The sequence below is a fragment of the Parendozoicomonas callyspongiae genome (assembly GCF_023502345.1).
In the GTDB taxonomy this organism is placed as follows: Bacteria; Pseudomonadota; Gammaproteobacteria; order Pseudomonadales; family Endozoicomonadaceae; genus Sansalvadorimonas; species Sansalvadorimonas callyspongiae.
This window is the reverse complement of the sequence record NZ_JAMFLX010000004.1, coordinates 54,434-67,431: the sequence shown is the minus strand read 5'-3', so window position 1 is coordinate 67,431 and position 12,998 is coordinate 54,434. Positions and strand designations below refer to the sequence as shown.

At 49.6% G+C, this 12,998-nt stretch carries 8 protein-coding genes; 1 reads left to right on the top strand and 7 read right to left on the bottom strand.

The genetic code is table 11. The features are described from left to right. Positions 1 to 42 precede the first annotated feature (42 nt). The 5 genes from rodA to M3P05_RS04080 form a co-directional block, all read right to left on the bottom strand. Positions 43 to 1,182 (bottom strand): rod shape-determining protein RodA, encoded by a 1,140-nt coding sequence (rodA, locus tag M3P05_RS04100; RefSeq protein ID WP_249698015.1) that lies wholly within the window; start codon positions 1,180 to 1,182, stop codon positions 43 to 45. Between the two features lie 2 nt (positions 1,183 to 1,184). Beyond that, positions 1,185 to 3,056, bottom strand: coding sequence for a penicillin-binding protein 2 (mrdA, locus tag M3P05_RS04095; RefSeq protein WP_249698013.1), 1,872 nt, complete (start codon positions 3,054 to 3,056; stop codon positions 1,185 to 1,187). A 98-nt stretch (positions 3,057 to 3,154) separates the two neighbouring features. Then, positions 3,155 to 3,622 carry a 23S rRNA (pseudouridine(1915)-N(3))-methyltransferase RlmH gene (gene rlmH / locus M3P05_RS04090; RefSeq protein ID WP_249698011.1) on the bottom strand — a complete coding sequence of 156 codons (468 nt, stop codon included), beginning with the start codon at positions 3,620 to 3,622 and terminating at the stop codon, positions 3,155 to 3,157. After that, complete coding sequence (gene rsfS, locus M3P05_RS04085) at positions 3,622 to 3,966, bottom strand: ribosome silencing factor (RefSeq protein ID WP_249698009.1); 345 nt, start codon at positions 3,964 to 3,966, stop codon at positions 3,622 to 3,624. Before rsfS ends, rlmH begins: the two co-directional genes overlap by 1 nt. Positions 3,967 to 4,088: 122 nt before the next feature. After that, a complete protein-coding gene (locus tag M3P05_RS04080) occupies positions 4,089 to 5,327 on the bottom strand; it encodes a glutamate-5-semialdehyde dehydrogenase (RefSeq protein ID WP_249698251.1) in 1,239 nt (412 codons plus the stop codon). A gap of 313 nt (positions 5,328 to 5,640) precedes the next feature. Here M3P05_RS04080 and M3P05_RS04075 point away from each other — a divergent pair, with 313 nt between their 5' ends. After that, entirely contained in the window at positions 5,641 to 7,440 is a 1,800-nt protein-coding gene (locus tag M3P05_RS04075; protein WP_249698006.1) for an RING finger protein, read from the top strand. A gap of 72 nt (positions 7,441 to 7,512) precedes the next feature. Here M3P05_RS04075 and M3P05_RS04070 read toward each other — a convergent pair whose 3' ends face one another. Together M3P05_RS04070 and M3P05_RS04065 are read right to left on the bottom strand one after the other, a co-directional pair. Next, entirely contained in the window at positions 7,513 to 9,114 is a 1,602-nt protein-coding gene (locus M3P05_RS04070; protein WP_249698005.1) for an ATP-binding response regulator, read from the bottom strand. An 84-nt stretch (positions 9,115 to 9,198) separates the two neighbouring features. Further along, positions 9,199 to 12,858 (bottom strand): PAS domain S-box protein, encoded by a 3,660-nt coding sequence (locus M3P05_RS04065; RefSeq protein ID WP_249698003.1) that lies wholly within the window; start codon positions 12,856 to 12,858, stop codon positions 9,199 to 9,201. Positions 12,859 to 12,998 lie beyond the last annotated feature (140 nt).

The following is a 12,998-nucleotide window of genomic DNA, read 5'->3' as shown; positions in this document are numbered from 1 at the left end:
CGTAGTTTTGCGTTACTGCCTCCATTTTTAACACTTTTGAGCCTAGCGACCAAGAAAATTCCGATGTGTATGGGCTGACATTAACAGTCCAAACCCTGCCATCAGGGTCACAAGGGAGGTTCCACCACGACTGACAAGGGGCAGGGGAACACCTACAACCGGGAGCAGGCCGCTAACCATTCCTATATTTACAAAAATGTAGACAAAGAATGTCAGAGTAACACTGCCGGCAACCAGTCGTGCAAACATATTCTGCGCATGCATGGTGATAAAGATGCCGCGCCCGATAATCAGCGCGTACACGGCCAGTAAAACCAGAACGCCAATCAACCCGAACTCTTCGGACAGAACAGCAAAGATAAAGTCGGTATGACTCTCCGGGAGAAACTCCAGATGTGACTGAGTTCCCAGCAGCCAACCCTTGCCATAAAGGCCACCAGAACCAATGGAAATCTTGGATTGAATAATATTCCAGCCTGATCCCCAGGGGTCACTCTCCGGGTTCAGGAAGGTCAGCACCCGCTGTTTCTGGTACTCCCGCATCACGTAATGCCACATAACCCAAACAGCAGGCAGAGCAAGCAATACAGCAGATCCGATAACACGCCAGCGCAAGCCGGCCAGCAGCATCACGAACATACCGGATGCAGCAATCAGCAAGGAGGTTCCAAGGTCAGGCTGTTTGGCAATCAGGACAACGGGAACACCAATCAGAGCAAGAGAGATAAAAGTATCCGCCAGGGATGGCGGCAGTGGTTTTCGCGTCAACCAGGCAGCAACCGTCAGCGGCATCACCAGCTTGATAATTTCAGAAGGCTGAAACCGGAAGCCCGGGAGCTGTATCCACCGCTGGGCACCTTTCGCGCCCTCCCCCATAACAAGAACACCGACCAGCAACACCACACCACCAACATAGGCAATGGGAGCTAATCGCTGAAGAAAGCGGGGAGGAATCTGGGCCACAATAAACAGGGTGACAAAACCAACCACCATATAGATGGCCTGGCGCATAACCATATCCAGATTCTGTCCACTGGCGCTGTACAAAATAAACAGACCAACCGAGCAGATGCCCAGCAGCATCAAAAGAAGTACCGGGTCCAGGTGCAAACGGGTACTCAAGGCTGGAGCAGCTCTGAGGTCATGCTTGGGATCAAGCTGCCGGATAAAATCCTGAGACATGATTATTGCCCTCCCTGCAAAGCGTTTCCGGCCAGTCCACCTAACACTTTCTGTTCTGCCAGGCGTGGAAGGAGATAAGCATCCAGCACTTTTCTGGCAATCTTCACCGCAGCTTTGGAGTCATTCTCAACAATAATCCCAAGAGCAATCTGCGGATTTTCGATGGGTGCAAAAGCAACAAACAGGCCGTGATCTTTCTGGAACTCTTCCAGCACCAGAGCTTCCTCTTCCTTGATGTCCTGGGGCAGGCCTACAACCTGTGCAGTACCTGTTTTACCTGCCACGGTATACTGCAAATTCTTACCCATGCGGATATATGCAGTGCCTCGCGGATGTTCAATAACAGACCGCATCCCATCAATAACTGTTTCCCAGTCTTTTTGATCTTTTTCAACGCGAGCCAGTGGTGGTATGGGAGCCACACCAGGGCCAGGTTTTGCCAGTCTTGGCTGAACAACCGTGCCCCTGTTGGCAATAATCGAAGTTGCCATGGCTAACTGGAGTGGCGTGGTAAGAAGGTACCCCTGACCAATACCTGCAATAACTGTTTCCCCCGGATACCAGGGAGCGCCACGGGCTCTCTTTTTCCATGCACGGGATGGCACGAGCCCTGAGCGCTCTGAGGCAATATCCAGCCCTGTCTTTTCGCCGAAGCCAAACAGGATCAGATAGTCATGCATGGTATCGATGCCCATCTTGACGGCTATGTCGTAGTAATAGGTATCGTTTGAGCGCGCAATGGAACGAACAAGGTCTGTCCAGCCATCACCTTTACGTTTCCAGTTTCGGTACTTACGTTCCTCACCTGGCAGCTGGTAATAGCCCTTATCAAAAATCCTGTAGTCGCGTTCGATCGTGCCACTGTCCAGTGCCGCAAGCGCCATAAAGGGTTTGATTGTTGAGGCCGGGGGATACTCGCCCAGTGTCGCCCGATTATAAAGTGGACGATTTATATCATCCCTGAGCTCGCTGTAAGCTTTATAACTAATACCACTGACAAACGGGTTAGTGTCGTATGAAGGAGCACTGGCCAGAGCGAGAATGCCTCCGGTATTAGGATCCATGGCAACCACAGCGCCGCGTTTGCCTTTCAGGGCCTCCATCGCCACTTTTTGCAGATCAAGATCCAGGTACAGATTGATATCCTGCCCCGGTATCGGATTCACTTGCTTCAGAACTCGTAATACACGGCCACGGGCATTTGATTCCACTTCCTGGTAGCCAGGCTTTCCAAGAAGAATATCTTCATAAAACCGCTCAACACCGGTTTTACCAATAATGTTGGTACCACTGTATTGGGAGGGATCTATCTTCTTGAGTTCACGGTCGTTTATACGCCCCACATAACCTACAGCGTGGGCCAGTAATGATTTCAGGGGATAAGAACGAATCAGCTGCGCCTCTACATTCACCCCTGGAAGGCGATGCTGGTTTACAGAAACCTGTGCGATCTCTTCTTCCGTCAACCGATATTTTAAAGGCACGCTGTTAAATGGACGTGTTTGATATACACGTTCACGAAAATCCTTCACATCTTCAGGATCAAGCTCAATAATTTTTCCGAGTTCATCCAGGGTTTTATCCAGGTCTTCAACCCGTTCCCGGATAATTGTGAGGTTATAACTTGGCTGGTTATCAGCCAGAAGACGACCTTTGGTGTCGTAGATAAGCCCCCGGACAGGAGGTACTGTGCGTAGGTGAATTCGATTATCTTCCGACTGTGTCGCAAGATCATCATATTGAACCACCTGTAAATAGAATGCTCGCGCGATCAGGCCGGCTGTCATGAGAATCATGACAGCAACAGCCAGCCAGACGCGGAAATTAACCAGCCGGCGTTCACCCGGGTGGTCTTTAAACGTATCAGCCGCCATTCATTTTCTTGCCTGTCTGCCATGAAGGCTTATCTGTCGTGTTCTGGGTTCAACACCTTTCAAGATGTAGACAGATAAACCATTTCAGTCATGGCTGATTAACGATGGTACGGGTGATTATTCAGGATACTCCAGGCACGATACAGCTGTTCAGCCACCATGATCCTGACCATGGGATGAGGCAGAGTCAGAGGAGAAAGTGACCACTTCACGTCAGCCTTGTTGGATATTTCAGGCAACATGCCTTCCGGACCACCAACCAGCAGACTGATATTCTCTCCATTATCGTGCCACTGACCAATCTTGTCGGCCAGTTGCTCCGTGCTCCACTCACGTCCCTTGACTTCCAGGGCAATCACCCGGTCTCCTTTTCCGATGGCTGCCAGCATCTGTTCACCTTCACGAGCCCGAAAACGCTGAACGTCGCAGTTTTTAGAACGCTTGTTCAGGGGGATCTCGCAAAGCTCAAGAGAGAAACCGGCAGGCAGTCGGCGGGCGTATTCGTTGTATCCTTCCGTCACCCAAGACGGCATTTTCTGTCCAACAGCGATCAGACGAATACGCATTATTCAGCTTCTGCTGCAATACCGGTTGTCTCCCACAGGCGTTCCAGATCATAAAACTGGCGCGCAGAAGGCATCATCAGGTGAACAACGATATCACCCAGGTCAACCAGAACCCACTCGCCCTGTTCTTCACCTTCAACACCAAGAGGCTGTACTCCAGCTTTCTTGCACTTATCGACCATGTTGTTAGCCAGAGACTTCACATGGCGGGAAGATGTCCCGGAGACAACGATCATCAGATCGGTGACATCAGTCTTGTCAGACACATCCAAAGTAACAATATCCTTACCCTTGGTCTCTTCCAGTGCGTCAACAACCAGATCTTTCAGTTCAGAGGCTTGCATGTAGCCGTTATTACCTTTCAAATTTTAAAGTCACCAAGGCCTGTTGTGATTTCATCACAGCAGGCCCTAATAAAGCAAAAGCCTGCCAGCACCTGCAGGTGCTGGCAGGCCAGAAACAATGATCAGGTGCGGATATGGCCATCACCTAACACAATATATTTCTGCGATGTCAGCCCTTCCAGACCAACCGGGCCACGGGCGTGAATCTTATCAGTGGAAATACCGATCTCAGCACCCAGGCCATATTCAAACCCGTCGGCAAACCGGGTTGAGGCGTTCACCATCACCGAACTGGAATCCACTTCCCGCAGGAAGCGCCGGGACAGGGTGTAATCCTCTGTCACAATGGCATCAGTATGATGTGAGCCATAACGATTAATGTGGCGAATGGCTTCGTCCATATCTTCCACAACTTTCACTGCGAGGACAGGAGCCAGATATTCTGTACTCCAGTCCTCTTCCGTTGCCGGAACAGTCTGACTCAGAATAGAGCAGGTTTTCTCACAGCCGCGCAATTCTACGCCTTTTTCACCATAAACATCTGCCAGTTTTGGCAGAATCTCTCCAGCAATGCCTGAGTGCACCAGAAGTGTCTCCATGGTATTGCAGGTTCCATAGCGATGGGTCTTGGCATTAACAGCAATGGCCTCAGCCTTCGCCAGATCAGCTTTTTCATCGATATAGACGTGGCAGATTCCATCCAGATGCTTGATCACAGTGACCCGGGCATCACGGCTGATCCGTTCGATCAGGCCCTTACCACCTCTTGGTACAATGACATCAACATACTCAGGCATGGTAATCATTTCACCGACCGCAGCGCGATCTGTGGTTTCCACCACCTGAACCGCTTCAAGGGGCAGACCAGCAGTCCGCAGACCATCCTGAAGACAGCGTGCTATTGCGCGATTGGAGTGAATCGCTTCACTTCCCCCGCGAAGAATTGTGGCATTACCGGATTTGAGACACAGGCTGGCTGCTTCCACGGTCACATTGGGGCGTGACTCATAAATAATCCCGATAACCCCCAGAGGCACGCGCATCTGCCCTATCTGGATACCACTTGGCACATAACGCATGTTGTCGATACTTCCGACAGGATCTGGCAAAGCCGCAACCTGACGCAGTCCTTCAATCATGGTATCAATGCGGTCAGGTGTCAGTTCCAGACGATCCAGCATGGCATCAGTCAACCCATTGGCTTTGCCATTTCCCAGATCCTGGCGGTTAGCCTGCACCAGCTCGGCACGGGATGCGTCCAGAATTTCTGCTGTCGCCAGCAATGCGTTGTTTTTTATACCGGATTCAGCCCGGGCAACATTGGTGGCAGCTTCACGTGCCTGTTGTCCGAGGCGTTGCATGTACGCTTTGACATCATCTATTTCAACAGACAAGGCATGCCTCCCAAAGATCTTGTGGATTTCAACCTGAAATATGGTTGTTTTCGTCGATTATAACGGGTTGACCGCTGGTAGGAATACCAGTGTGTTTGTCAGATACCTGATTATTTCTGTTTTCCCGGTCTATTGCACAGCCTGACGCAACCCCACCTAAAGACAACAAACAAGCAACAAGCGATTACATATCAGCTGCTACTTTTTTATTTGCCTTTCAGAATTGGGCTGTATTTCACGGCTTTTTCTGGAGTTTTTTCTGAAAGTTGAGAATAAAAACATGTTCCGATTCAGGTTATTTCAAACTCTTAAGATTTGCTGCCTGACACTGGCCGTAATCACTATCCATAATGCTACCGCTGACGAGGTTTCACTGGACTCTACTGGCGAAGCAAGTATGCCCTACATCAAGACAACAGCAACAGGATCAACGCTTCGCCTCGGAAATCAGCTTATCTATTTTGAGGGGCTCACTTATGATGAAGTCAAATGGGTTCGTGATAGTTTCATCTACGGGGGGATAGCTCCTGTACTGTTAAAACAGGCAGCGAATTATGGTCTTAAGCATCTTAAAGGCAGCCCTACCTATTCCTCATTTGCAACACCTGTAGAGATAATTTCCAAACTATATAGTGAAGGCTCCTACTGGTATTACATGCTGGCAAATATAAAGAACACCTGGAATACTGGTGCCTGGTATACGGTGCCTGTCATCTTCAGAAACACGATTCAGGTCACAGCCTCCCATATTTATAGTGACCGATTTAATCTAATTCCTTTTGTCACCTACGCCCTTATAGCCGGATTCTCAGGTTTAGGTTCTTTACGTGACATAGCCATCCAGACAGTCAGTGGAAATAACACCCAGTACATACATGTGCCGCTTTCGGGGGATAGCTCTAAGTACTTCATGGTTAAAGCCATTTTCCCTGACACCTCAGGAAGCCATACCCATGCCATGTATGAACTAAACCGCATCGCTCTGGCTTCATCCGGTGCATCAACGGGAGAATTTGGTGATCTCTCAACAGTCCTTGGAGAAATGGATGTGGACCGTATATACATTCAACCCAAGCAGGAGAATGACCAAAACCTACTCTCAAGCTACTTCTATGATCCAGCCTTGGAAAGAATAGTCACTCTGGATTTGCATGGTGACTTTGGCAGCAATACTGACACTCCATGGCTTCTGGACAGAATCTACCACAAAGCTGATCGCAGTAAGGTAAAGAACGTGCGCAGTGCTCTGTCACCACAAGTCATTCAAGCGTTTGCTGATGCCTATCAAGCCTACTCCAACAGGTTCCTTTGCAAGAAAGCATTCTCCGAAGAAAAGTGTGCAATGCTTTGGGAAAGTGCACCCGATACATACACTTATGAGCCTGAAATGGAAATCGCTTCTCAACCATCCAAGGTCAGGATGAAGAGCAGCCATACAGATTTCGATTTCAACTCAACAAACGGTGTCCATTTGAGCCTGACATGGACTGATGGATCGTTCTGGCCTGGATTAGCTATGAAAGGTGAACAAGGCAATTCTGAGAGTTCTCTGGATCAATGGCTGATTCCACAGTGGTTCACTAACTTTGTGGTTGCTGAGCTTGCCACACAATCTCGTGAGTTAGGCCGTTCAGCAACAAATTATGCTGCCAAAAAAGTCATCAGTGTTTTGCCTCAACCAGAAACACTGCCAGAACCTCCAACCAGACTTCGTAATGCTCCAACAACCCACAGTGAGGATCATCGCACCTGGGCACGGCGGTGGCTGGATGGCGATGATCTCTACCAATTTTTTGTTGATCAATCGAACAACACCGAGCCTGTTGCAGAGATACGACTAAGAAATCAACAAAACCATACCGGGACTGAGGAGTGCGGAATTGGTGCCTGTGGAGATACTCCTAACCTACTACAAATGCCGTGTAATCATGTTTTCTGCGAAGATTGTATTCTTGAATGGGGAAGAGAGCAGGCTGGCAGACACCGTATAGAGATACAACGAAGTGATTATTATCCAAGATTTAATTTTACCTGCCCCACTTGTCGTAGAAATATCCCTGCTGAAATTATCATGTTGTAATTTTCTATAAAGATGGCAATTGTAAACCCTTTTCATCATTTCATGATGAAAAGGGTTCTTGATTCAAGAGGTTTATGCCACCGGGACAGTAAACCAGAGAATCGCTCCACCTTCAGGGTTGCGCTCAAAATTCAATACACCACCATGGGTCTGAATAATTGAGTGACAGACCGAAAGGCCAATCCCCATTCCATCCTGCTTGGTGGTATAGAATGGTGTAAACATTTTCTCTTCAGCATCATCCGCCAGGCCGTGGCCACGGTCGATAACCCTGACCTGTACAAAGTCATCATTAACCTTAAGGGTCTCTACACGAATACCAATGTCACGGGTTGCCGTATCCCGCATGGCTTCCATGGCATTTCGCATCAGATTCAGAGCCACCTGCTGTATTTGAACAGGGTCAACACGAACCGGGGCAAGCCCCTCTTCCAGATCGATATGAATTTCAATCTGGTTATTTCTTGCATCCACCTCTGCCAGCTTGACTACATCCTGAATCAGGCGATTGCAGTCAACCCGCTCCAGACAGTGGTCAGGCTTTTTCACAAAGCTGCGAATGCGGGAAATGATGTCTCCTGCACGCTGAGCTTGTGTCGCGATTTTTCCCATTGCCTCTTTGATGGATTCGACATCCATCGGCTCACGGGCAACCATGCGCTTGCAGACCTGCGCATAATTATTGATGGCAGTGAGCGGCTGGTTCACTTCATGGGCAAAACCTGATGCCATTTCCCCCATACTGCTCAGGCGAGACATATGAGTCAGTTTGTCTTTCTGTTCATCAACTTCATCAAGAGCCTGCTGCAGGATTTCCTGCTGTCGTTTTTTCTCGGTAATATCCCGAAAAACGACAACAGCCCCGTTATTTTTCCCACCTTCCGTTATCGGCGTACAGGAATAATCAACCGGGAAGAATGACTCGTTTTGGCGACAGAACACACTGTCATCAACATTCTGAATAACCCCGTCAACGAGAGTACGGTACAACGGCGTATTCTGGCGTGGTGCATGTATCCCCTCAGGATTACGCTCAAGAAACATGCCATAGAAATCGCCACCAGTCAGCTCTTCGAGATCCCAGCCGGTCATGCGACTGGCAGCTGGGTTAGCAAAGGTGATTCTCCCTTCAGCGTCAACGCCGAAGATGCCTTCACGCATGGTTTCCAGCAATCTCTGGTTGGCCGCCTCCAGCTGTCTGTTCCTGGCCGCAAGTGCCTGCTCTAGCTGATGGATTTTCAGCTGGGTCTCAACACGGGCTATCACTTCCTCCGCCTGGAAGGGTTTGGCAATATAATCAACCGCCCCGGTTTCCAGTCCCCTGACCTTATCCTGGGTGTCGTCAAGTGCAGACAGGAATATCACGGTGATGCTGGACATCTCCGGGTCAGCCTTCAGCCGGCGGCAGACTTCGTAACCATCAATGCCCGGCATCATGATATCCAGAAGAATCAGTGCTGGTTTGGCCTTGTGGGCGATACGCAGGGCATTTTCTCCATCCTTGGCGATCAACAGCTTGTAACCCCGCCCATTCAGGGTTTGCAGGAGAACCTGCAGGTTGGTGGGGTTATCATCAACCAGAAGAATTTTCTCGTCATCATCATTCTGACCGGAAGAAATCAGAGTCTGGTTTTGAGGCTGGCTCTGGTTCTGATAAGGCATTTCGACTGTCAAAGTTTTCTCCCCCGATTCTCGGGGCCAAAGTATAGAGGTGACCCATTTGATTAGCAGGTTTGTGAGTTACATGTCGATAGCATGTTACACAACTGCACTCTCACACAGGCCCATAAGTTGCGACATCATTTCTTCCAGCTGATCGAGAGCCAGAGAATCACAATATTCCAGGATACGGTTTGCCCAGAAGGCGATAGCCTGATCTTTATCCGTTAAGCCAACAGCCGCAGCACGAACAGCTTCAACATCTCCCATCTCCATGGCTTCAGCCAGTTGCCCAACGAGCATGCTTGCCTGTTCTCTGGACAGAGCAGGCAGAGCATCGGGTGGAGGTGTTGGCCGGTGGCTTTCAGCGTGCACCCAGACGGCGTTAAGGTGCCGGCGAATAACCTGAAACAGCTCATGTACCCGGAAAGGTTTGCCTATAAAATCTACAAACCCCCAGCGCTTGATAATATCAGGCAACGAGGGATACACACCGGCAGAAATCGCCACAATAGGCGGACACTTATTACCCAGGCGTGCTTTCATGGTGTGGGCAGCCCTGAAGCCGCTCATACCAGACATCCGCAAGTCCATCAAAACTAGATCAATACAGTACCGCTGCCCAAGAGTAATCGCTTCACGCCCACTACCCACCGACAGAACATTGAGTCCGGCCGCTTCAAGCATCTGTTTCAAGATATCCCGGTTGGTCGTTGAGTCATCAACCACCATAACCTGAATCTTCTGGCCAGGAGCCAGATGTTCAAAGGTGTCTTCCGCAAGCGTTTTAACGATCGGACAATACCGGTCACCCTCAGCAGATTTGAGGGGCAGAGTCAGAGTGAAGCAGCTGCCTTTGCCAGGCTTGCTAATAACTGTCAGGTTTCCGCCCATAGTCGTTGCCAGGCGGCGACTGATCGATAACCCTAAACCCGTACCACCTTCCCTGCGCCCGGCTTCTCCCTGGCGGAAAGGCTCAAAGATATGCTCCAGGTGATCCTCGGTGATACCAATACCTGTATCGAGCACTTCAAAGGCGAGTTCATTTCCCACCATGAAGACTGTCAGGTCTACATGTCCGCTTTCGGTAAACTTGATAGCATTGCCAACCAGGTTTATCAAAATTTGTCGGAGCTTGGTTTCATCAGCATACACGCAGCGGGGTACATCCGGGCGAATGGTCAGCTCCAGTTTCAGCCCCGCTTTCTCGGCCTTCTGGTAAAGAATCTGCTCAACGGTTTCTACCAGAATAGTCAGGCTTGTCACTTCGTAATGAAGCTCCATTTCACCGGCTTCAATCTTGGTTAGATCGAGAATGTCGTTTATCAGTGTCAGCAAGTGCTGACCGCAAGTCTGCACAGCCATCAATCGTTCATGCTGGGACGGTGTAACCTCACGATCCCCCAGTAATAGCTGGGCGTATCCCAGAACACCGTTCAAAGGTGTACGAAGTTCGTGACTCATATTGGAGAGGAACAGGCTCTTGGCCTTGTTGGCCGCTTCCGCCTGATCACGAGCTTCAGCCAGTGCCCTGGCAGCTGTTTTCTCCGCAGTTTTATCCCTGGCAAGACCTTCTATTGCCGTCACCTGGCCACGTTCATTAAAGGCTGGTGTATCCAGCACTTCCATCACACAGACAGAGCCATCTGCACGTACCAGCTCCAGTTCATAACCCGGGTGAGTATTTCCTTTACTCAGCTCTTTCCTGACCTGCGCAATCTTTTCTCTGTCTATATCCCTGTGCAGATAGGCTTCCGGACCAGCCATAAACTCTTCGGGTGTATAACCCAAAATCTGTTCGACGGATTCAGTGACATAAACAAAAGTGCCATCAACCCTCTGGGTGTAAAAGATACATTCCTGCTGCAGACCTTCAATAATTCGCCGGTAGCGCTCCTCACTCAAGCGCAAGGCTCGTTCAGCCGCATGGCGGTCACTGACATCTCGTAAAGATATGGAGATCAATAATCCTTCAGGGGTTTCGATTGGGCTGAAGGCCATCTCGACAGGCAGGGTATGCCCCGAGCTTTTGCGTGCACGTAGTTCAATCGTTGAACCGGCCTGACTTTTCAGAAGCTCCAGAGAGGGATTGTTAAGCAGTGGCTGAGAGGCACACTCTTTTTCAGGGAACAGACATGAAACCGGCTGCCCAACCAAAGATGAGCGCACATACCCAAGCAGGGCTTCAGTCTGGGCATTAACGACGGTTATAACACCATCGCCATCGGTGATAACGACAGCATCAGGTGCAGATTCCAGCAACCCCCTGAAACGAGCTGTATCACTGACCCGGTCAGTAATATCCCGCCCCATACCTTCGACCCCAATAATCTTACCTTCGAAGTCATAGACAGGAACTTTCACCATTTCTATATGGTGAACTGCTCCTCCACCGCCGTACATCTCAACTTCATAAATACCGGAAACCCCTTTGTTGATAACCCGCTGGGTTTCGTTGATGGCATTCTGGTTTTCCGGAGTATCGGTATAAAACTTGGTGTAATGCTGCGAGTACTCTTCTGGCGTCAGCCCCAGAACATCCTGCACGGAAGGGCTGACATATTTCACCACGCCATCAATATCATGGCTGTAGTAATAGTAGTGGCCACTCAGTCCCTGGACGATTCGGTCAAATGATGTCTTGCGTGCTTTTCGTTCAGCCTGTTCTCTTAAAACCAGCTGGCTGGTCATTTCAGAAAAGCGCTTTGCCAGTTTTCCGACTTCATCGTCGCTGCGCACAGTAATTCTGGTATCAAGATGGCCTGAAGCAACACGGGTCATCGCCCGGTCAAGTTTTCTGATCGGGCGGGTTATACGCCCGGTCACAAACCAGACACTGACAAAAATCATAAGCAGCGAAAGCACCATAAAGGCTGCTTCAAACCACGCTTCTGAGCGCACCAGTTTGATAATGGCCTGCTTGGGTGTTGCCGCAATCAGCTGCCAGCCGGATGCCGATAAAGCCTGTCGAAAGGCAAGGTAATCATCTTCGCCATACTTCGCTTCAGTACTGGTCAGGTCCTGGTCAATCATCCACTTCAGCAGCTGACCGGAGAAAATATTAAACGACGTAGCAACTGTAGAATCTTCAAATGCCTGTCTGCCGGAAGAGTAAATCAGCTCTCCCTGCTCGTTGATCAGACTGTAACGAGAAGAAATGTCATAGGGGATATTCCAGGCACTTTGAAGAACCGTCAGGGGAATAAATGCAAATGTGAACGTTCTGATTGAACCTTCACCTCCCGGGACAACATATATAAACCCGATATGTTCACCCGTTCCGTCAAGATCAATCTGCCGTGACCAGCTTTTTCCTCCACCCAAAGCCAGCCAGTCGTCAATCCATTTCTTCAGCCCCGGGTAGTCACTCAGCTTCATCGACTTATCCGGGTGTTGATCCTCACGCCAGACCAGAGCCGCCCCCTGCTCACCTCCGGAAGAATCCCAGATCACCCCCAGAGCTGCGATATCACGGCTTGTTCTCAGCAGGGACTCATTCAGCCCTCTCAAGCGGTAGAAACTGAGATAGTCAAACTTCAGCATCACCGAAGAGGCTGTTTCCACGGTCAGCATGGCATCATAAAGAGAACTGTCGATCATCGCGGCCATGCTGGCAGTTGTCTCACGCAGCCGGCTCTCAATATTCCGGGTTTCACCGGTGATATTCTTGTAAAGCGATATCAGGAAGATAACGTTGTAGATCAGCGTGACAGGAATAACCGTAAATATAATAATTTTTTTACGAATCGATAAATTCACTATCGGCGCTCAGCTGCTTGTAGAAAGACCGGTCATTGATACTGACTCAAGCGCAACTCTACCAATACCAACCGAAACAAAAATAAGCATAACCCGCAACTCTTAAGACAAAAACTGCATAAAGCAGAGTTTTTGCTCCT